Below are 17,057 nucleotides of genomic sequence, written 5' to 3'. Positions count from 1 at the left end.
CACCATCCAGCTCCCTGAAGGTGTCGAGATGGTTACCCCGGGTGACACCGTTACCATCCACGTGAACCTGATCGCCCCCATCGCCATGGAAAAGCAGCTCCGCTTCGCTATCCGTGAAGGTGGCCGTACCGTTGGTGCTGGCTCCGTAACCGAAATCATCAAGTAAGGAAATATCATGGCTGGTGAACGCATTCGTATTCGCTTGAAGAGCTTCGATCATCGTATGATCGACCGCTCTGCTCAAGACATTGTGAATACAGCTAAGCAGACGGGCGCCCGTATCGCGGGCCCCATTCCCCTCCCGACGAAAGTCCAGAAATATACGGTGCTCCGCTCTCCGCATATTGACAAGACTTCTCGTGAACAGTTTGAATCCAGGACTCACAAGCGTCTCATCGACATCATCGATGCTACTCCTCAAACTGTAGATTCCCTCATGAAACTTGACTTGCCGGCTGGTGTCGAGGTCGATATTAAGGTCTAATAACAATGAATGGTATTCTCGCAAAGAAGTTGGGAATGACCCAAGTGTTCACGGAACAGGGCGAATGCGTTCCTGTAACGGTTCTCGAAGCCGGTCCGTGTGTGGTCGTTTGCCACAAGACAGAAGAAAAGGATGGTTACACTGCCGTCCAGATCGGTTTTGGTCTCAAGAAAGAACATCGCGCCAACAAGGCTGAAATCGGCCACTTCAAGAAGGCCGATGTCGCTGTTCGCGAGCACCTCGCCGAATTTGATGTTGCCGATCTCGAAGCCTGGCCGGTAGGCAAGGAATTCGGGGCTGCAGACTTCGCCGATGCAAAGATGGTGAACGTCTCCGGCATTTCCAAGGGTCACGGTTTCTCTGGTGCCATCAAGCGCCACGGATTCCACAGCGGTCCCCGTTCTCACGGTACGCACAATATGCGTGAACCGGGCGGCACCTCCGCTCACTCCTATCCGGGTCGCGTGTTCCCGGGCAAGCGCATGCCTGGTCAATACGGTAACAAGAAAGTGACCGTCAAGCACCTCCAGGTCGTCAAAGTCGACGGCGACCGCAACCTGATCTTTGTCCGTGGCGCAGTCCCCGGTGCAAAGAACAGCATCATCGTGGTGAGGAAAGACTAATGGCAACTGCAAAGCTCTTCGCCGCAACTGGCGATTTCAAAAACGATATTCAGCTCCCGGCTTTGTTCGATGAAGAAGTCAACAAGGTCTGCATGTATCTGCACATCAAGGCTATTCTGAACAACGCCCGTCAGGGTACCGCCCAGACCAAGAACAAGTCCTCGGTCAGCGGTGGTGGCCAGAAGCCCTGGAAGCAGAAGGGCACGGGTCGCGCTCGCTCCGGTCAGAACACCTCCGCTGTGTGGGTTCGCGGTGCCAAGGCTCACGGTCCCAAGTCCCACGACTACTTTGAAAAGGTGAACAAGAAGGTCAAGAAGATCGCTTTCCACTCCGCCCTGGCTACCAAGGCTCAAGAAGGCAAGTTCTTCGTGTTCGAAGCACTTAGCTTCAATGCTCCGAAGACCAAGGACCTCCTCTCTGTTCTCGCCAAGTCCGGTATCGAACAGCGCAACGTGCTCTTCATCACGAGCGGCGCTGACACGAACCTGTACCTTTCTTCCAACAACATCCCCTGGTGCCGTTGCGCTCGCGTCGAAGACGTGAACACCTACGACATCATCCGCGCAAACAATGTTGTTGTTTCTCAAGCCGCTTTGAACGAACTTGAAGGAGGCCGCTAATGAAAGAACTTCACGAAATTCTCGTAGCACCTCACATTACCGAAGAATCTACCAAGAACATGGTGGACGCTCGCAAGGATGTGCACAAGTACGTTTTCAAAGTTGCCATGAAGGCCACCAAGGACGAAATCAAGGCCGCTATCGAAAAGCGTTTCGATGTGAAGGTTGACTCTGTCAACACCCTCATCAACCGCGGCAAGATCAAGCGCGTCCGCATGGTCGCTGGCAAGAAACCCAACTGGAAGAAGGCCTACATCACACTTAAGGCCGGGCAAAAGATTGCCGAGTTCGAAGGAGTATAATCATGGGTCTGAAATCTTATCGCCCGCTTACCCCGACTCTGCGTTACAAGCAGATTGGTGACCGCAAGGAAATCACCGCTGCCAAGCCGTACAAGCCTCTTACCGAAGGTATCAAGAGCAGCTCCGGCCGCAACAACGCAGGTGAAATCACCTCCCGCCGTCGCGGTGGTGGTCACAAGAAGCTGTACCGTATCATCGATTTCAAGCGCAAGTTCGCAGGCATCCCCTGCACGGTTGAAACCGTGGAATACGATCCGAACCGTTCCGCCCGTATCGCTCTTGTCAAGTATGCAAACGGCAAGCGCTGCTACATCATCGCCCCGGCCGAAATCAAGGTCGGTGACGTGCTGAATTCCGGCGATGGTGCCGAATTCCGCGTAGGTAACGCTCTCCCGATTCGCGATATCCCGCTGAACACCATTATCCACAACATCGAAATGAAGCCGGGCAAGGGTGCCCAGATTGCTCGTTCCGCTGGCGCCGGTGCTGAACTGGTGGCTAAGGACGGCAAGCTCTGCCAGATCAAGCTCCCGAGTGGCGAAGTTCGCTACATCTCGGAAGATTGCCTTGCCGTTGTGGGTCAGGTTTCCAACATCGATCACATGAACGAATCTTCGGGTTCTGCCGGCCGCTCTCGCTGGCTGGGCAAGCGTCCCGCTGTCCGCGGTGTCGTGATGAACCCGGTGGACCACCCCCTTGGTGGTGGTGAAGGTCGTACTTCTGGTGGTCGCCATCCGTGCTCTCCCTGGGGCAAGAACTCCAAGGGTGCCAAAACTCGTAACAATAAGCGCACCGATAAGTACATCGTGCGTCGTCGTCAGAAGAGGGCCTAATTCATGTCGAGATCCCTTAAGAAAGGTGCATTCGTGGATTCCCACGTTTTAAGCAAAGCCCAGGCGATGGCCGGCTCCGACAAGAAGCAGCCTATCAAGACCTGGTCCCGTCGTTCCACAATCGTCCCGGATATGGTCGGACTTACGTTCTCCGTCTATAACGGCAAGCAGTTCATCCCTGTGTACGTCACCGAAAACATGGTGGGCCACAAGCTGGGTGAATTCTCCATGACCCGTACGTTCCGCGGACACAGAAAGACTGAAACCGCTGCTGGAGGAAAGAAATAATGCAAGCTGTTGCTAAAGTAAAAAACGTGCGCTACGGCGTGCGCAAGCTTCGCCGGGTCGTTGACCTGGTCCGCGGCAAGTCCGTGGATGAGGCATTTGCAATGCTCTCCATCCTCCACACTCAAACCAAGGGTGCTCCGCTGGTAGAAAACGCTCTGAAGTCCGCTGTCGCTAACTTCAAGCAGAAGTCTGCCGCTCCGGTCACTGCCGAAGAACTGGTGGTCAAGACCATCACTGCCGACGGCGGTACCATCATGAAGCGTATCCACCCCCGTTCCCAGGGCCGTGCTTTCCGTATCGAAAAGCCGCTCTCTCACATCACAGTCGTTGTGGCCAACAAGGAGTAATTAAAATGGGTCAGAAAACTCATCCGAATGGTCTTCGTCTTGGCGTCATCCGCGGCTGGGAATCCAAGTGGTATGCCGAAGACAAGTTTGCCGATCTTCTGTACGAAGATATCGTGCTGCGCCGCTACCTGATGAAGCGTTTCGAACACGCCTCCCTTTCCAAGGTGGGCATCGAACGCACCGTCAAGAAAGTCTGCGTGAACCTGTTCACTGCCCGCCCGGGTATCGTTATCGGTAAGAAGGGCGAAGAGCTGGAACGCCTCAAGGGTGAACTCCAGTTCCTCACGGGTAAGGAAATTTACATCAACGTCCACGAAATCCGCCGCCCCGAAACGGACGCGAAGCTCGTGGCCGAAAACATTGCTCGTCAGCTCGAAAAGCGTATTTCTTTCCGTCGCGCCATGAAGCGTGCCATCCAGAGCGCTATGCGCATGGGTGTGGAAGGAATCAAGGTGCAGTGCGGTGGCCGCCTCGGTGGTGCCGAAATTGCCCGCGTTGAAAAGTATGCCGAAGGCCGCGTGCCTCTGCACACTCTCCGCGCTGACATCGATTATGCGACTGCCATTGCCAAGACCGTCTATGGTGCCATCGGTATCAAGGTGTGGATCATGCACGGTGAAAAGATTGGCAAGGACGTCATGAACGACAACAAGAGAGAGAAGTAATTATGCTGAGTCCTAAAAGAACATTACATCGTAAGCAGATGAAAGGCCGCATGAAGGGCGTCGCCACTCGTGGCAACACCATGGCCTTCGGCGAATTCGGCATTCAGGCTCTTGAAAAGTGCTGGCTGACGGCTCGCCAAATCGAAGCTGCCCGTATCGCTATGACTCGTAAGATCAAGCGTGGTGGCCGCGTCTGGATCCGCGTGTTCCCCGACAAGCCTGTTACCCGTCACCCTGCAGAAGCTCGTATGGGTAAGGGTAAGGGCGCCGTGGAATTCTGGGCAGCCGTTATCCTCCCGGGTCGCATCATTTTCGAAATGGGCGGTGTCGAACGCGATCTCGCCATGGAAGCTCTCCATGTCGCTTCGCAGAAGCTCCCCCTCAAGTGCAAAATCATCGAAGAATCGGAGATCTAATGAAAGCACGTGAATTGAAAGAACTGGGCGTTGACCAGCTCAAGGAAAAACTGGCTCAGTTGAATCTCGATTTGTTCAATTACCGCATGACTGCGAAGCTCGGTAATTTGGAAAAACCCTCTGTGATTCAGACGACCCGCAAGGACATCGCCCGTATCAAGACCATCCTCAGCGAAAAGGCCAAGGCATAAGCCGGCAGGAGCAGGAAATGGATAGAAACCTTCGTAAAGTCAAGCAGGGTGTCGTCTCTTCTGACAAGATGGACAAGACCATCACGGTTGTGGTTGAAAACCGCAAGCGTCACCCCATGTACAACAAGATCATGACCACCACCAAGAAGCTCAAGGCTCACGACGAAAACAACGAAGCGGGCGAAGGCGACCTGGTGGAAATCATGGAAACTCGTCCTCTTTCCGCTACCAAGCGCTGGCGCCTGGTTCGGATTGTGGAAAAGAAGAAATAATCGTTTTGGAGTAAGGCGAATATGATTCAAGAAGAAACCAGACTCGTCGTGGCTGACAACAGTGGAGCCAAGGAAGTCGCCTGCATCCGTGTTTTGGGTGGCACCAACCGTCGCTATGCTAGCATCGGTGATGTCATCAAGGTAGCCGTTAAAGACGCTATCCCCCAGAGCAAGGTGAAGAAGGGTTCCGTGGCCGACGCTGTCGTCGTGCGCACACGCAAAGAAATTGCCCGTCCGGATGGCACGTTCATCCGTTTCTCGGACAACGCCGTGGTTCTCATCACTAAGGATGGCGAACCCCGTGGAACCCGTATTTTTGGACCGGTGGCTCGTGAGCTCCGCGACAAGAAATACATGAAGATCATCTCCCTCGCACCTGAGGTTCTCTAATGGCCAACATCAAAAAGAATGATAACGTCAAGGTGATTTCCGGTGCCAACAAGGGCAAGACCGGCACCGTGATCAGTGTCAAGGCCGGCAAGGTGACCGTTTCGGGCGTGAACGTCCGCAAGCGTCATGAAAAGCCGTCCCAGACCAACCAAACCGGTGGCATCATCGAAAAGGAACTGCCTATCGACATTTCCAACGTGATGCTTCTCGAAGGCAATACCCCCGTCCGTACCCGCATCGTTCGCGAAAAGGGCAAGAAGGGCGTTCGTACCAGTGTCAAGACTGGAAAGGCTGTGTAAGGTAACGCAATGAACCAGATGAAACAATTTTATCTCGAAAAAGTCGTTCCTGCCTTGCAGCAGAAGTTCGCTTACAAGAACGTGATGGAAATTCCCCGCCTCCAGAAGATCGTGATCAACATGGGCGTGGGCGCTGCTTCTCAGAACCGCAAGATTCTTGACGAAGCCGTGGATACTCTTTCTGCCATCACCGGCCAGAAGGCTGTGGTCACCACCGCCAAGAAGGCTGTGGCCCAGTTCCACCTTCGCGAAGGCATCGGTATCGGTGCCAAGGTCACCCTCCACGGTGACAACATGTGGGATTTCCTTTTCCGCTTCATCAACATCAGCCTGCCCCGTGTCCGCGACTTCCGCGGTCTCGCTCGTCGTGGCTTTGATGGAATGGGCAATTTCACCTTGGGTATCAAGGAACAGACCATCTTTGTCGAAATCGACATCGACAAGGTTTCCCGTACATTCGGTATGGACATCTCCTTCGTGACCTCCGCTAAGACGGACGAAGAAGGTCGTGCCCTTCTCGAAGAACTTGGACTCCCCTTCAGGAAGTAAGGTAATACCATGGCAAGCAGAAGAATGATTGAAAAATGCAAGCGTACCCCGAAGTATACCGTTCGTGGGTATAACCGTTGCAAGCGTTGCGGTAGGCCGCACGCCTTTATGCGCCGCTTTGGCCTTTGCCGTATTTGCTTCCGCGAAATGGCACTCGCCGGCGAAATCCCCGGTATCACAAAGTCGTCTTGGTAAGGAGAGTATACTCATGGCAATGACAGATCCTATCGCCGATATGCTCACCCGCGTGCGCAATGCCTCCAAGGCAAAGCTCCCCGTGGTGGACATCCCTGCCAGCAACCTGAAGCGTGAAATCGCTCGCGTGCTGCAGGAAAAAGGTTTCATTAAGAAGTTCGTCGTGGTTGAAGACGGCAAGCAGGGCATCCTCAAGGTGCTGCTCCGCTACACCAAGGGCGAATCCGCTATCCAGGGCATCCAGCGCGTTTCTACGCCGGGTCTTCGTCACTATGTTGACGCCGCTAAGCTCCCCCGCGTTCGCAACGGCCTTGGCTATGCTATCATCTCCACATCTAAAGGCGTGATGACCGACCACGAAGCCCGCAAGGAAAACGTGGGTGGTGAAGTCATCGCAAAGGTATGGTAAAGATGTCCCGTATCGGTAAAGCTATTATCAATATCCCGGCTGGCGTTAAAGTCGCCGTCAATGGTCAGAACATCAAGGTCGAAGGACCCAAGGGCAAGCTCGAAACCACCGTTCACGAACTGATTTCCATCAAGCTCGACGGTGACAAGCTTTCCTTTACCCGTCCTAACGACGAAAAGTTCACTCGTGCTATGCACGGCACCACTCGCGCTCTCGTCAACAACATGGTCGAAGGCGTGACCAAGGGTTTCCAGAAGACTCTTGAAATCGTGGGCGTGGGCTACCGCGTGGAACAGAAGGGCAAGGACCTGAACCTGGTTCTCGGCTTCTCTCACCCGGTTATCTTCAAGGCTCCCGAGGGCGTTGAGCTCAAGGCCGTGGACCCCCTGAAGATCACCATCTCCGGTATCGACAAACAGAAGGTTGGCCAGGCTGCCGCCGAAATCCGCAAGTACCGTCGTCCTGAACCGTATAAGGGCAAGGGCATTAAGTACGAAGGCGAGATTATTCGTCGCAAGCAGGGTAAGAAGACAGGTAAATAAGGGTAAACTATGACTGCAATTGCTAAGAAAAGAATCCAGTCCAGAATCGCACGCCATGCTCGTGTGCGCAAGTCTGTCGTCGGAACTGCAGAATGCCCTCGTTTGGCTGTTCGCCGTTCCTTGTCTCACATGGTCGCCCAGATTATCGATGACGCAAACAACAAGTCTCTCGTTCAGGTCGCAACGACTGCCAAGGAATTCCAGGGCAAGTTCGGCGAAATGACGAAGTCGGAGCAGGCTAAGCAGCTCGGTCTCCAGATTGCCGAAATCGCTAAGTCCAAGGGCATTGAATCCGTGGTCTTTGACCGCGGCGGTTACATCTATCACGGTCGCGTTCAGGCTCTCGCTGAGGGAGCTCGTGAAGGCGGACTCAAATTCTAGTGAGGTACACTTTGGAACGCGAAGCTCAAGTTTCTGAATTTGAAGACAAGGTTGTACACATCAACCGTTGCGCAAAGACCGTCAAGGGCGGTCGCCGTATGTCCTTCTCCGCTCTCGTTGTCGTTGGCAACAAGAATGGCAAGATTGGTGTTGGCCTCGGCAAGGCTAAGGAAGTTTCCGAAGCTATCCGCAAGGGTACCGAAGCCGCCCAGAGGAATATCGTTGAAGTCCAGCTGCTGGACGGCACCATTCCTCACGACATCGAAGTCAAGAGCGGTGCTACCCGCATCCTCTTGATGCCGGCTGCTCCCGGTACTGGCGTTATCGCCGGTGCTGCTGCCCGTGCCGTTCTCGAACTGGCCGGTGTGCGTAACATCCTCACAAAGATTCACGGTTCTTCCAATCCGAGCACCGTCGTGCGCGCCTGCCTCGAAGGTCTCTTGGCTCAGAAGAACAAACAGGACTGCGCCGCCCTCCGCGGTGCCAATGCCTAAGGAGTAATACACCATGAAGAAAGTTCGTATTACTTTGATTAAGGGTACTGTCCGCCGTCTGCCGGTGCACCGCGCCAACGTGGCCGCTCTTGGTCTCCGTAAGATTGGACAGTCTGTTGAACACGTTTTGACCCCCAGCATCCAGGGCATGATCAATGCCGTGGCTGACATGGTGAAGGTCGAGGAGATCTAAGATGGAACTCAATACTCTCAATCCTGGCAAGGCTGCCAAGGGCAAGAGCCGCCGCCGTATCGGCCGCGGTCCTGGTTCCGGTTTCGGCACTACCGCTGGCCGTGGCCAGAAGGGTGCCGGTGCCCGCAAGAGCGCCAAGGCCGGCCGTGTCGCCTTCGAAGGCGGCCAGATGCCGATTCACCGTCGTATCCCGAAGCGTGGCTTCAAGCACGTCGGTGTTGAATTCCAGATTGTTAACCTCAAGAAGCTCGCTGCGGTGAGCGTGACCGAGTTCGACGCCCAGGCTCTGTTCGACCAGGGTTTCATCAAGGACATGGACCGTCCGGTCAAGGTTCTTGCCTTCGGCACAATTGACAAGGCTATCAATGTTAAGGTTAACGCCATCAGCGAAAAGGCCAAGGCTGCCATCGAAGCTGCTGGCGGAAAAGTCGAGATCGTCTAATGGAAGCTCTCAAGAAAGCTATTGATGCGTTCGTCAATGCCTTCAAGATCGAAGACCTGCGTAAGAAGTTGCTTTTTACGCTGGGTATTCTGATCATCTACCGCATTGGCGCCCACATCACCATCCCCGGAGTGAATTCTGCCGTGCTGGCGGAGTTCTTCCGTAACTCGAATAATTTGTTCGGCCTGTATGACTCTTTCACGGGCGGTGCCTTCGCGAAAGCGACGGTCTTTGCCCTGGGTATCATGCCTTACATCAGTGCGTCCATCATTATCCAGTTGATGGGCTCCGTGATTCCGGCCATCCAGATGCTCCAGAAGGAGGGTCAGGAGGGTCGCGCCAGGCTGAACCAATACACCCGTTACTTTACGGTGGCCCTTGCCGCCTTGCAGGGATGGGGTATTTCGGTATGGCTTTCCTCCCTGAAGGTGACCACCGCCACAGGAACTGGCGTTTCTGTGCTGGCCGATGATTTCTCTTCGGGACTCGGTAACATCGGTTTCCGTTTACTTGCTACCCTGACCTTCACTGCCGGTACCATCTTCGTGATGTACCTGGGCGAGCAGATTACCTCGCACGGTGTGGGTAACGGTATTTCTCTTATTATCTTCGCCGGTATCGTCGGCGGCTTCCCGCGAGCCGTCCTTGCCGAACTGGAAATGCTGAAAGAAGGTATCCAGCCCCTCGCCATCGAGATCTTTATCTTGGCCGTGGTGGTTGTGATTATCGGATTCATCGTTTTCGTGGAGCAGGCGAACCGTCGCATTCCACTCCAAAGTCCTCGCCGGACCATCGGAAACAAGGTCATGGGTGGTCAGTCCAGCTATTTGCCCTTCAAGGTGAACACCGCTGGCGTGATTCCCGTGATTTTCGCAAGCTGCATCATGTTCATTCCGGCCATGATCGCTTCTTGGTTCCCGAACGTGTCTGCGATGCAGGCTTTCGCTGCCGCTTTCATTCCGGGACACATCACCTACAGCGTGATTTACGGTCTCCTGATTATATTCTTCACCTACTTCTACACGGCAATCCAGTACAACCCTAACGACATTGCCGAAAACCTCAAGAGAAGTGGTGGGTTTATTCCGGGAATCCGTCCTGGCAAGAAAACTGCAGAGTATATAGACTACATTTTGACCCGAATTTCTCTTCCGGGGTCCCTGTTCCTCGCTTTAATCAGTGTGGGACCGCTTCACCTGAAAGACGCACTCAATATGAGTTTCTATATTGGGGGCACCTCGGTCTTGATCGTGGTCGGTGTGGCGTTGGATACGCTTCGTCAGCTCGAAGCCCAACTGCATACCAAGAACTATGAAGGTTTCCTCAAGCATGGCCGCATTCGCGGCAGGATGGCGTCCTAGTGGCTAAAGAAGAAGGAATACAAGTAGAAGGCGTTGTGTTGGAAGCACTCCCCAATGCTTTCTTCCGTGTTCAGCTCGGAAATGGTCACGAGATCCTCGCCCATGTTTCAGGAAAGATGCGTCGGCATTTCATTCGAATTTTGCCGGACGACAAAGTGTTGGTAGAGATTTCCCCCTACGACCTCAATCGTGGGCGGATCACTTACCGTTACAAGTAATAGGTATTCAAAAAAAGGTCAAACCTATGAAAATCAAAGCCTCCATCAAACCCAGATGTGAAAACTGCAAGATCATCCGCCGCAAGGGTGTATTGCGTATCATCTGTTCGAAGAACCCCCGTCACAAGCAGAAGCAGGGATAAGGAGATCGTATGGCACGTATCGCTGGTGTCGATTTACCGAAAAACAAGACCGTCGAGTACGGTCTGACGGCAATCTATGGTGTCGGTCTGTTCACCGCAAACAAGGTCTGTGCTCAGCTGGGCATCGACAAGAACAAGAAGTGCGATGACCTCACCGAAGAAGAACAAGGTAAGATTCGTCATCTCTTGGAAGACGAATACTCCGTGGAAGGTCAGCTCCGCGCAGAAATCACCTTGAACATTAAGCGTTTGCAGGATATCGGCTGCTATCGCGGCATCCGCCACCGCAAGGGCCTCCCGGTCCGCGGTCAGCGTTCCCGCACCAACGCCCGTACCCGCAAGGGCCCCAAGAAAACTGTGGCTAACAAGAAGAAGTAAGGAGATTCCTCGTGGCTGAAGAAGAAATTAAGGAAACTGCTGCCGCTGCCGAAGCTCCGGTTGCTGCCGCTGAAGAAGTCAAGGTCAAGAAGGGCAAGAAGCGTATCGACATCCAGGGTATCGCCTGCGTCAACGCCACCTTCAACAACACAATCGTTTCTATCACCGATGCTCGCGGTAACGTGGTCGCTTGGGGCTCTCCCGGTAATGCCGGTTTCAAGGGTTCCCGCAAGAGCACTCCGTTTGCCGCCCAGCTCGCTGCCGAAGCCGCTGCCCACAAGGCTTTCGATCTCGGCATGCGCAAGGTGGATGTCCGCGTCAAGGGCGCCGGTGGTGGTCGTGAATCCGCCGTCCGCGCTATCAAGAATGCGGGCCTCGAAGTCCTCTCTATTCGGGACGTGACGGGCATTCCTCACAACGGTTGCCGTCCTAAAAAGAAGAGAAGAGTCTAATCCAAAGAGGTATCGCCAATGATGTGGAAATCACTTCAAATGCCGCGCAGCTTCCAGAAAGTGGAAACCGGCGAAGACGGCCGCTATGCAAAGTTTGTCGTAGAGGCCTTGGAACGTGGCTGGGGTATCACCCTCGGTAACGCTCTCCGTCGCACGCTCCTTTCCTCCCTGCAAGGTGCGGCCATTGTCTCCGTGAAAATCGAAGGCGTCGAGAAGGAATTTTCGACGATTCCCGGTGTCAAGGAAGATGTCACCGATATCATCCTGAATCTCAAGAGCATCCGCGTGAAGCTCCTTTCCGATCACGACGAAACTTTGCACCTGGACGTGTCCGGCGACGGCGAAGTTACTGCCAAGTCCTTTATGGAAAACCCGGGCGTGGTCGTTCTGACCCCCGATGTCCATATCGCTACTCTGAACGGTAACGCATCGCTTTCCATGGATGTGAAGATCTCCAGTGGCCGCGGTTTTGTCCGTGCCGACGAACTGAAGGACAAGGACGCTCCGATTGGCGTTATCGCTACGGACGCGAACTTCAACCCGGTGCAGAAAGTCGCAATGCACATCAGCGATACCCGCGTGGGCCAGAAGACAGACTACAACCGTCTGGAACTGGAAATCACCACCGACGGCTCCATCGACCCCGAAGATGCCTTGGCCTACGCTGCCAAGCTTCTCGTCGACCACCTGGAAATCTTCATCAACTTCGAAGGTGACCTGGTGACCGAAGGTGCTGAAGGCCAGGACGAAGAACACCAGCGCATCGCGGAACTGCTCCGCACTCGCGTCGATGAACTGGAACTCTCTGTTCGCTCCAGCAACTGCCTGCGTATGGCCAACATCCATACGGTCGGTGAACTTGTGCGCAACAAGGAAAACGATATGCTCAAATACAAGAACTTCGGTCGGAAGTCCTTGGTGGAACTTAACGAGGTGTTGACAGCCATGGGCCTCTCTTTTGGCATGGATGTCGATGAATACTTGAAGGATTAAAAATGAGACACGGTGTAAAAAACAAGAAACTCGGCGTTAACGCCCAGCACAAGCGTGCCATCCTCCGCGCCCTTGCCACTTCTATCATCGGAAAGGGCATGGAAACTGAACAGGGCAAGCGTTATGTGCGTACAACCCTCCACAAGGCAAAGCTTGTCCGTGGCGTGGTAGACCGCATGGTGACCTATGCCAAGAAGGGCGACCTTTCTGCCCGTCGTGAAGCTGCCCGCTTCATCATGGATCCCAAGGTCCTGCAGGATCTGTTTGCCACAATCGGCCCGCGCTATGCAAACCGCAACGGTGGTTACACCCGCGTGCTGAAGCTCGGCCCCAACCGCCCCGGTGACGCTTCCGAAATGGCCCTCGTGGGTCTCGTGGAAGACGAAATCGTGGTGAAGGCCAAGAAGGGCGCTGCCGAACCTGCCAAGTCCGAAGCCGTTAATATGGTCGAAGGCGAAAGCAAGGCTGCAGAATAATTTCTAGAAATGTTAAAAACACCTCGCTTTTCTGAGCGGGGTGTTTTTTTGTATATTTAATTAGAGCTTTTTTTTGAGTAATGTATTATGCACCATGTAGTTACATGCGTACTTTTAATTTTGTTCTTTTCGGTGGGGTCCTTTGCAACGGAAAGGGACCGATCTTTCGGATTAAGTTCATCTCCAACGGTGTCAAATCGAAGTGGAATTGCTTTGAATCCGACTTATGCCGACCAATCCGTAGATTCCAGCTATGTGTTGGGACCAGGTGATTTTTTAGACTTGGTGTTGGAAAATAACTATGTGACTGTACAAGTTTATCCCGATGGCTCTGTCGCTATAGAGGAATGTGGTGCAGTCAATGTTGGTGGCAAGACCCTTGCTGAGGCCCGCCAGCTAATTTTGGACTTGGTGTCAAGACGCTATAAGCGGGAATATTGTTATGTTCAGCTGGCGGCCTTGAAAAAATTCAGGATTAACGCCATGGGGGCAGTATCTCAGGTCGGGCAGCATTTAGTGGAGTCTCAGACAAGATTGAGTTATTTCATTAGGCAAATTGGAGGTCTTGTATCTAACGCCAATAGAGAGGACATTTGGGTTATACGAGGGAATGACACACTGCATATAGATTACAATGCCATGTCGTCTCGGGGCGATTTCAGTGCTGATATTATGCTAGAACAAGGTGATAGAATTTATGTTCCCTTTGTTGCTGTAGGTGATAACGTGGTATTGATTTTTCCGGATTCCAGGACGAGCGTCGCTTATCAAGAAGGCCGGACTTTGCAGGATTATTTTGACCTCGCTGGTGGAAGTCGGATGGATAACCTTGGCTACAAGTCTGTTTGTGTTAGGGAACCCGGCAAGTCGACCAGATGGATAACTATGTCAGAGATGAAACTGACAAAGGTGGCTCCCAATACCGAGGTGGAGTTTTCTATTCAAGAAATGGTTGTATATGTGGGTGGCGCCGTCACGGCTATGGGAAAGTTCCCCTATGATCCCACATGGCATGCCATTGATTACATTTCAGCGGCGGGAATTAATATTACAACGGGTAGCTGGGGACAGGTGTCGGTATGGCGCGGAAGCGAACCAAAAGAAATTTCAGTAAAAGTTGCTGAGGACGAAATTTTACCCGGCGATTTAATAGAGATTCCTAGAAGCCGTTATGAGTCCTTCAAGGATTTTACGTTGTTTTTGGCTTCATTGTTGACGGTCATTTCTTCGGCCCTTATTGTTTATGTGACATATAACAACAATAAAAAGTGATATATGGAAAAGCAAGAAAATTTGACATTTTTGGAGTTGCTGCTGCGATTGCTCAATAATGCTCTTGCGCATTTAAAACTGTGCACGGTGATAATTGCTGTTCCTACTATTGCTGTTTTTGTTCTTGTTATGTGGGTCATTGATCCTGTTTATAAGGCGTCTGCAATTATCACTCCCCCTAGCAGTGATGGTTCCATCGGAAGCGGAATCGGCAATTTTATCAAGTCCGAAAAAAATGCCGGAGGAATGCTTGGTTCTTTGTTGAAATTATCTACTGAAAATGAGTCAGATGTTGTCTGGACAATTTTTAATTCTTGGGAACTGCATTTGCAGGTTATAGAACATTTTGATTTGGTGAAACATTACAAGTTCGATGGAAAGTATGCGGCTGATATGTTGAAAACGTTTAGGGAAAACTTTAGTTTTGACTATAACGACGAAAATATGTTTCAAGTCTCTATCGAGGATAAAGATTACCGGTTGGCTGCAGAAATGGTCGATTTTATGCTGGATAAGGCTGATTCGGCATACAACGCCTATAAGACAGCACGGGCTAGACAATCTCGAATATATCTAGAGCAACGTTTAGATTCTTGCACAAAAGAGCTCAATCGTCATTTGAAAAAATTTGCAAAATTCCAATCGGATAATAATTTTTACGATCCCGAAATCCAGATGGAATCTACCATCAAATATTTAAATGAATTGCAAGCCAAGCGGGAAGATCTTTCTTTGGAAATGGAATATGAAAGAGATGATCGAGGAGAGAATAGCAAGCGTTATGAGCAGTTGCATAAACGTTATGAGGGCGTAAATAAAGCGCTTAATGGCACGTTGAGCGGGAAAAATGGAGAGGTTGGTATTGTTTCGTTGAAAAAATCTTCTGAGCTTGCGGCAGAATATATGCAGTATAAGTCGGAAATAAAGGTTCTTGAAGCTATGTACCAGATGCTGATGGCACAAAGTGAAGAAATGCGGCTGGCGGAATCAAAAATGCTGACCAATTTGCATATTTTGGAGCCCCCATGGGAAAATGATAAGAAAGTGTTTCCCAAGCGTGGTTTGATGCTCTTATTTACAATGATGATATCGTCCCTGATGGCGTTGGTTGTGAGCACACTTTTAGAAAAATTGAAGCAAGAATCAAAAAACTCGATTTTAGCACAAGAAATCCAAAAACTAAAATCTGCCATCAGGCTTTGATAAATGATTGATTTTATTGATCAAAATCCAGTAAGCGCGACATGTTTTCTTGTGGTTGCTTTTTGTCTTTTTTACACATGGATGTGTAAAAAAGATTTTTTTCATCCGGTAGTCATATATGTGTTCACGCAATGCTTGACTTTGGGTATTGCCTATTTAAAAGTCGTGCCGCAAATGACTGATTTTCAGCCCTTAACTTGGTGTGTTTGGATGGGGGCAATGGTTTCGTTTGCGATGGGGGCACTAACGTATTATTGTCTTGCTCCTTCACAAAATAGCTCTATGAGCGTAAAAAAAGTTTTGAATTTGCATTTAGATAGCTATTCCTGGAAAAAGCATTTTATCTGCTCTATTTTTTTATTGTTGTTTTTTTTATGTGGTGTTGCTGGAATAAGTTTTGTTGCGGGTGGTTTAATCGTTTTTTCGTCAGATCCGAGTCATTGGGTTTCTCCGGACATTGATTATGGGTATTTCCCCATTTTGGAATCAACAGCTCCTCTTGTTACCTGCTATTTTGTTCTGGCTTCGTTCAAAAACTTGAATCCGTATAGGTGGATTCGCAACGTGTCAAGAGTGTGCGCCGTGTTAACGCCCTTGATAGCGTTTATGTGCTATCCGAATCGTTCGACTGTACTTTTATGCTTAGGATGGTCCATAATCATTTATAATTATGTGAAAAAGAGAATAAACGTCAAGTACATTGTTGTAGCAATGGTTTTGGTGGCGGTATTTTTCGTTTTTGTGGCCCAATTTCGATCGCAATATGGTGCCAATTCTATAAAGGGAATGACATCTCGCCAAATTGTGTTGATGCCTTACAAATATATAGCCAATAACTATTGGAATTTGGATTATGCCATTAATCCGCCAACGGATCGGATGATTCACCCGTTTACGATGGGTATAGACGCCTTATATGGGATGTTTGAATATACGCGTTTCCCGATGGCGATAAGGGATATGATGGGTTGGGATAATATGTTTAATAAGAGCGTCCAAAAAGTGCCTGGATTTAATACGACCGGTTATTTGTGGGAGGTTTATAAAGATTGGGGCGTTGTTGGAACAGTATGGTTTCCGTTTTTTGTTTCTTTTTTTATGTGCTATTTGTACGAAAGAATGAGTCGATTTGCTACTCCCCGGAACATAATCTTTTATTCGTTGTTTTTATATTACATTGGTTGGTGGTGGTTTGTAGAAGGGTTTAAGCGAGGGTTGTTTTGGCTGTGGATATATATGATATTGTTTTTTTGTTGGTTTTGTGGCATGGATGTACGCAGAAAAACGGACGAACTGCCCTTGATAACGTCGGGTATAGGTGAAGAGATTGAAGAAAAATGCGAATTGCGATTTTGACATCGGTATACTGTGCTGAATTTGGTGTTGCAAGGGTAATATCTTCGCAGCTCCCTTTTTTGGTGGATGCTGGTTTTGAAATAGATTTGTATGCGTGTGAATTGGATCGGGCATTACTCTGTTCAGGGGTGCAGGCCGTTCGTGTTCCGACGCATCTGAAAGGCCTCCGAAAATCATTAATAGCCGGTCGATATGATGTCATTATAGCTCATACGGATCCATTTTATCAGTTTCTAACTGAGGACGATTGTGGTGCTTTTACCATAGGGT

General features: G+C 50.9%; 33 protein-coding genes. All 33 read left to right on the top strand.

Translation table 11 applies throughout. From position 1 onward, the window contains the following. Window positions 1-166, top strand: a 166-nt coding sequence (gene tuf, locus IKB43_03985) for an elongation factor Tu (GenBank protein ID MBR2469298.1), incomplete at its 5' end; no start/stop codon positions are given. Window positions 167-175: 9 nt separating this feature from the next. Beyond that, window positions 176-484: a 30S ribosomal protein S10 gene (gene rpsJ / locus IKB43_03980; GenBank protein ID MBR2469297.1), complete on the top strand. Its 309-nt coding sequence runs from the start codon at window positions 176-178 to the stop codon at window positions 482-484. Window positions 485-489: 5 nt separating this feature from the next. Further along, window positions 490-1,107, top strand: coding sequence for a 50S ribosomal protein L3 (gene rplC, locus IKB43_03975; protein MBR2469296.1), 618 nt, complete (start codon window positions 490-492; stop codon window positions 1,105-1,107). After that, entirely contained in the window at window positions 1,107-1,727 is a 621-nt protein-coding gene (rplD, locus tag IKB43_03970; GenBank protein ID MBR2469295.1) for a 50S ribosomal protein L4, read from the top strand. Before rplC ends, rplD begins: the two co-directional genes overlap by 1 nt. Next, window positions 1,727-2,029: a 50S ribosomal protein L23 gene (rplW, locus tag IKB43_03965; protein ID MBR2469294.1), complete on the top strand. Its 303-nt coding sequence runs from the start codon at window positions 1,727-1,729 to the stop codon at window positions 2,027-2,029. Before rplD ends, rplW begins: the two co-directional genes overlap by 1 nt. Window positions 2,030-2,031: 2 nt before the next feature. Further along, a complete protein-coding gene (gene rplB / locus IKB43_03960) occupies window positions 2,032-2,862 on the top strand; it encodes a 50S ribosomal protein L2 (GenBank protein MBR2469293.1) in 831 nt (276 codons plus the stop codon). A gap of 3 nt (window positions 2,863-2,865) precedes the next feature. Beyond that, window positions 2,866-3,150, top strand: a complete 285-nt coding sequence (gene rpsS / locus IKB43_03955; protein MBR2469292.1) for a 30S ribosomal protein S19 — start codon at window positions 2,866-2,868, stop codon at window positions 3,148-3,150. Beyond that, complete coding sequence (rplV, locus tag IKB43_03950; GenBank protein ID MBR2469291.1) at window positions 3,150-3,497, top strand: 50S ribosomal protein L22; 348 nt, start codon at window positions 3,150-3,152, stop codon at window positions 3,495-3,497. Before rpsS ends, rplV begins: the two co-directional genes overlap by 1 nt. A 5-nt stretch (window positions 3,498-3,502) precedes the next feature. Beyond that, window positions 3,503-4,162 carry a 30S ribosomal protein S3 gene (rpsC, locus tag IKB43_03945; GenBank protein MBR2469290.1) on the top strand — a complete coding sequence of 220 codons (660 nt, stop codon included), beginning with the start codon at window positions 3,503-3,505 and terminating at the stop codon, window positions 4,160-4,162. A gap of 2 nt (window positions 4,163-4,164) precedes the next feature. Continuing rightward, complete coding sequence (gene rplP / locus IKB43_03940; GenBank protein MBR2469289.1) at window positions 4,165-4,578, top strand: 50S ribosomal protein L16; 414 nt, start codon at window positions 4,165-4,167, stop codon at window positions 4,576-4,578. After that, on the top strand, window positions 4,578-4,769 hold the full coding sequence (gene rpmC / locus IKB43_03935; GenBank protein ID MBR2469288.1) for a 50S ribosomal protein L29: 192 nt from the start codon (window positions 4,578-4,580) through the stop codon (window positions 4,767-4,769). Before rplP ends, rpmC begins: the two co-directional genes overlap by 1 nt. Window positions 4,770-4,786: 17 nt before the next feature. Next, window positions 4,787-5,041: a 30S ribosomal protein S17 gene (rpsQ, locus tag IKB43_03930; protein MBR2469287.1), complete on the top strand. Its 255-nt coding sequence runs from the start codon at window positions 4,787-4,789 to the stop codon at window positions 5,039-5,041. A gap of 21 nt (window positions 5,042-5,062) precedes the next feature. Beyond that, window positions 5,063-5,431: a 50S ribosomal protein L14 gene (gene rplN / locus IKB43_03925; GenBank protein MBR2469286.1), complete on the top strand. Its 369-nt coding sequence runs from the start codon at window positions 5,063-5,065 to the stop codon at window positions 5,429-5,431. Continuing rightward, window positions 5,431-5,730: a 50S ribosomal protein L24 gene (gene rplX, locus IKB43_03920; protein ID MBR2469285.1), complete on the top strand. Its 300-nt coding sequence runs from the start codon at window positions 5,431-5,433 to the stop codon at window positions 5,728-5,730. The genes rplN and rplX overlap by 1 nt, the downstream gene beginning before the upstream one ends. 9 nt (window positions 5,731-5,739) lie before the next feature. Continuing rightward, entirely contained in the window at window positions 5,740-6,279 is a 540-nt protein-coding gene (gene rplE / locus IKB43_03915) for a 50S ribosomal protein L5 (protein MBR2469284.1), read from the top strand. Between the two features lie 9 nt (window positions 6,280-6,288). After that, complete coding sequence (locus tag IKB43_03910; protein ID MBR2469283.1) at window positions 6,289-6,474, top strand: type Z 30S ribosomal protein S14; 186 nt, start codon at window positions 6,289-6,291, stop codon at window positions 6,472-6,474. Between the two features lie 13 nt (window positions 6,475-6,487). After that, window positions 6,488-6,883, top strand: coding sequence for a 30S ribosomal protein S8 (gene rpsH / locus IKB43_03905; protein MBR2469282.1), 396 nt, complete (start codon window positions 6,488-6,490; stop codon window positions 6,881-6,883). A 2-nt stretch (window positions 6,884-6,885) separates the two neighbouring features. Then, a complete protein-coding gene (rplF, locus tag IKB43_03900) occupies window positions 6,886-7,425 on the top strand; it encodes a 50S ribosomal protein L6 (GenBank protein MBR2469281.1) in 540 nt (179 codons plus the stop codon). Window positions 7,426-7,434: 9 nt separating this feature from the next. Next, window positions 7,435-7,806 (top strand): 50S ribosomal protein L18, encoded by a 372-nt coding sequence (locus tag IKB43_03895; protein ID MBR2469280.1) that lies wholly within the window; start codon window positions 7,435-7,437, stop codon window positions 7,804-7,806. A gap of 11 nt (window positions 7,807-7,817) precedes the next feature. After that, window positions 7,818-8,300, top strand: a complete 483-nt coding sequence (gene rpsE, locus IKB43_03890; GenBank protein MBR2469279.1) for a 30S ribosomal protein S5 — start codon at window positions 7,818-7,820, stop codon at window positions 8,298-8,300. A 13-nt stretch (window positions 8,301-8,313) separates the two neighbouring features. Next, the gene (gene rpmD / locus IKB43_03885) at window positions 8,314-8,493 is read left to right on the top strand and encodes a 50S ribosomal protein L30 (GenBank protein ID MBR2469278.1); all 180 of its coding nucleotides are present in this window, start codon (window positions 8,314-8,316) and stop codon (window positions 8,491-8,493) included. 1 nt (window position 8,494) lies between these two features. Beyond that, on the top strand, window positions 8,495-8,935 hold the full coding sequence (rplO, locus tag IKB43_03880) for a 50S ribosomal protein L15 (protein ID MBR2469277.1): 441 nt from the start codon (window positions 8,495-8,497) through the stop codon (window positions 8,933-8,935). After that, the gene (secY, locus tag IKB43_03875; protein ID MBR2469276.1) at window positions 8,935-10,296 is read left to right on the top strand and encodes a preprotein translocase subunit SecY; all 1,362 of its coding nucleotides are present in this window, start codon (window positions 8,935-8,937) and stop codon (window positions 10,294-10,296) included. Before rplO ends, secY begins: the two co-directional genes overlap by 1 nt. Continuing rightward, entirely contained in the window at window positions 10,296-10,514 is a 219-nt protein-coding gene (infA, locus tag IKB43_03870) for a translation initiation factor IF-1 (protein MBR2469275.1), read from the top strand. The genes secY and infA overlap by 1 nt, the downstream gene beginning before the upstream one ends. A 26-nt stretch (window positions 10,515-10,540) precedes the next feature. Then, window positions 10,541-10,657, top strand: coding sequence for a 50S ribosomal protein L36 (gene rpmJ / locus IKB43_03865; protein MBR2469274.1), 117 nt, complete (start codon window positions 10,541-10,543; stop codon window positions 10,655-10,657). A gap of 9 nt (window positions 10,658-10,666) precedes the next feature. Then, complete coding sequence (gene rpsM, locus IKB43_03860) at window positions 10,667-11,035, top strand: 30S ribosomal protein S13 (protein ID MBR2469273.1); 369 nt, start codon at window positions 10,667-10,669, stop codon at window positions 11,033-11,035. A gap of 26 nt (window positions 11,036-11,061) precedes the next feature. Continuing rightward, window positions 11,062-11,487 carry a 30S ribosomal protein S11 gene (rpsK, locus tag IKB43_03855; GenBank protein ID MBR2469272.1) on the top strand — a complete coding sequence of 142 codons (426 nt, stop codon included), beginning with the start codon at window positions 11,062-11,064 and terminating at the stop codon, window positions 11,485-11,487. 18 nt (window positions 11,488-11,505) lie between these two features. Beyond that, window positions 11,506-12,480 (top strand): DNA-directed RNA polymerase subunit alpha, encoded by a 975-nt coding sequence (locus IKB43_03850; GenBank protein MBR2469271.1) that lies wholly within the window; start codon window positions 11,506-11,508, stop codon window positions 12,478-12,480. A 2-nt stretch (window positions 12,481-12,482) separates the two neighbouring features. After that, entirely contained in the window at window positions 12,483-12,956 is a 474-nt protein-coding gene (gene rplQ / locus IKB43_03845) for a 50S ribosomal protein L17 (protein MBR2469270.1), read from the top strand. Window positions 12,957-13,043: 87 nt separating this feature from the next. Continuing rightward, window positions 13,044-14,228, top strand: coding sequence for a polysaccharide biosynthesis/export family protein (locus tag IKB43_03840; protein MBR2469269.1), 1,185 nt, complete (start codon window positions 13,044-13,046; stop codon window positions 14,226-14,228). A 3-nt stretch (window positions 14,229-14,231) separates the two neighbouring features. Continuing rightward, window positions 14,232-15,431 carry a lipopolysaccharide biosynthesis protein gene (locus tag IKB43_03835; protein MBR2469268.1) on the top strand — a complete coding sequence of 400 codons (1,200 nt, stop codon included), beginning with the start codon at window positions 14,232-14,234 and terminating at the stop codon, window positions 15,429-15,431. Between the two features lie 3 nt (window positions 15,432-15,434). Then, complete coding sequence (locus IKB43_03830) at window positions 15,435-16,787, top strand: oligosaccharide repeat unit polymerase (protein ID MBR2469267.1); 1,353 nt, start codon at window positions 15,435-15,437, stop codon at window positions 16,785-16,787. Next, a partial coding sequence (locus IKB43_03825) for a hypothetical protein (protein ID MBR2469266.1) occupies window positions 16,769-17,057 on the top strand: 289 nt, incomplete at its 3' end. The genes IKB43_03830 and IKB43_03825, both read left to right, overlap by 19 nt.

Source organism: Fibrobacter sp., from assembly GCA_017503015.1.
Taxonomy (GTDB): Bacteria; Fibrobacterota; Fibrobacteria; order Fibrobacterales; family Fibrobacteraceae; genus Fibrobacter.
Note: the sequence above shows the minus strand (reverse complement) of the source record. Positions and strands in the feature narration are given on the sequence as shown.

Excerpts from the sequence above, each read along its gene's own strand:
- rpsJ (MBR2469297.1), top strand. The coding sequence starts at position 176 with ATGGCTGGTGAACGCATTCGTATTCGCTTGAAGAGCTTCGATCATCGT.
- rplC (MBR2469296.1), top strand. The coding sequence starts at position 490 with ATGAATGGTATTCTCGCAAAGAAGTTGGGAATGACCCAAGTGTTCACG.
- rplD (MBR2469295.1), top strand. The coding sequence starts at position 1,107 with ATGGCAACTGCAAAGCTCTTCGCCGCAACTGGCGATTTCAAAAACGAT.
- rplW (MBR2469294.1), top strand. The coding sequence starts at position 1,727 with ATGAAAGAACTTCACGAAATTCTCGTAGCACCTCACATTACCGAAGAA.
- rplB (MBR2469293.1), top strand. The coding sequence starts at position 2,032 with ATGGGTCTGAAATCTTATCGCCCGCTTACCCCGACTCTGCGTTACAAG.
- rpsS (MBR2469292.1), top strand. The coding sequence starts at position 2,866 with ATGTCGAGATCCCTTAAGAAAGGTGCATTCGTGGATTCCCACGTTTTA.
- rplV (MBR2469291.1), top strand. The coding sequence starts at position 3,150 with ATGCAAGCTGTTGCTAAAGTAAAAAACGTGCGCTACGGCGTGCGCAAG.
- rpsC (MBR2469290.1), top strand. The coding sequence starts at position 3,503 with ATGGGTCAGAAAACTCATCCGAATGGTCTTCGTCTTGGCGTCATCCGC.
- rplP (MBR2469289.1), top strand. The coding sequence starts at position 4,165 with ATGCTGAGTCCTAAAAGAACATTACATCGTAAGCAGATGAAAGGCCGC.
- rpmC (MBR2469288.1), top strand. The coding sequence starts at position 4,578 with ATGAAAGCACGTGAATTGAAAGAACTGGGCGTTGACCAGCTCAAGGAA.
- rpsQ (MBR2469287.1), top strand. The coding sequence starts at position 4,787 with ATGGATAGAAACCTTCGTAAAGTCAAGCAGGGTGTCGTCTCTTCTGAC.
- rplN (MBR2469286.1), top strand. The coding sequence starts at position 5,063 with ATGATTCAAGAAGAAACCAGACTCGTCGTGGCTGACAACAGTGGAGCC.
- rplX (MBR2469285.1), top strand. The coding sequence starts at position 5,431 with ATGGCCAACATCAAAAAGAATGATAACGTCAAGGTGATTTCCGGTGCC.
- rplE (MBR2469284.1), top strand. The coding sequence starts at position 5,740 with ATGAACCAGATGAAACAATTTTATCTCGAAAAAGTCGTTCCTGCCTTG.
- IKB43_03910 (MBR2469283.1), top strand. The coding sequence starts at position 6,289 with ATGGCAAGCAGAAGAATGATTGAAAAATGCAAGCGTACCCCGAAGTAT.
- rpsH (MBR2469282.1), top strand. The coding sequence starts at position 6,488 with ATGGCAATGACAGATCCTATCGCCGATATGCTCACCCGCGTGCGCAAT.
- rplF (MBR2469281.1), top strand. The coding sequence starts at position 6,886 with ATGTCCCGTATCGGTAAAGCTATTATCAATATCCCGGCTGGCGTTAAA.
- IKB43_03895 (MBR2469280.1), top strand. The coding sequence starts at position 7,435 with ATGACTGCAATTGCTAAGAAAAGAATCCAGTCCAGAATCGCACGCCAT.
- rpmD (MBR2469278.1), top strand. The coding sequence starts at position 8,314 with ATGAAGAAAGTTCGTATTACTTTGATTAAGGGTACTGTCCGCCGTCTG.
- rplO (MBR2469277.1), top strand. The coding sequence starts at position 8,495 with ATGGAACTCAATACTCTCAATCCTGGCAAGGCTGCCAAGGGCAAGAGC.
- secY (MBR2469276.1), top strand. The coding sequence starts at position 8,935 with ATGGAAGCTCTCAAGAAAGCTATTGATGCGTTCGTCAATGCCTTCAAG.
- rpmJ (MBR2469274.1), top strand. The coding sequence starts at position 10,541 with ATGAAAATCAAAGCCTCCATCAAACCCAGATGTGAAAACTGCAAGATC.
- rpsM (MBR2469273.1), top strand. The coding sequence starts at position 10,667 with ATGGCACGTATCGCTGGTGTCGATTTACCGAAAAACAAGACCGTCGAG.
- IKB43_03850 (MBR2469271.1), top strand. The coding sequence starts at position 11,506 with ATGATGTGGAAATCACTTCAAATGCCGCGCAGCTTCCAGAAAGTGGAA.
- rplQ (MBR2469270.1), top strand. The coding sequence starts at position 12,483 with ATGAGACACGGTGTAAAAAACAAGAAACTCGGCGTTAACGCCCAGCAC.
- IKB43_03840 (MBR2469269.1), top strand. The coding sequence starts at position 13,044 with ATGCACCATGTAGTTACATGCGTACTTTTAATTTTGTTCTTTTCGGTG.
- IKB43_03835 (MBR2469268.1), top strand. The coding sequence starts at position 14,232 with ATGGAAAAGCAAGAAAATTTGACATTTTTGGAGTTGCTGCTGCGATTG.
- IKB43_03830 (MBR2469267.1), top strand. The coding sequence starts at position 15,435 with ATGATTGATTTTATTGATCAAAATCCAGTAAGCGCGACATGTTTTCTT.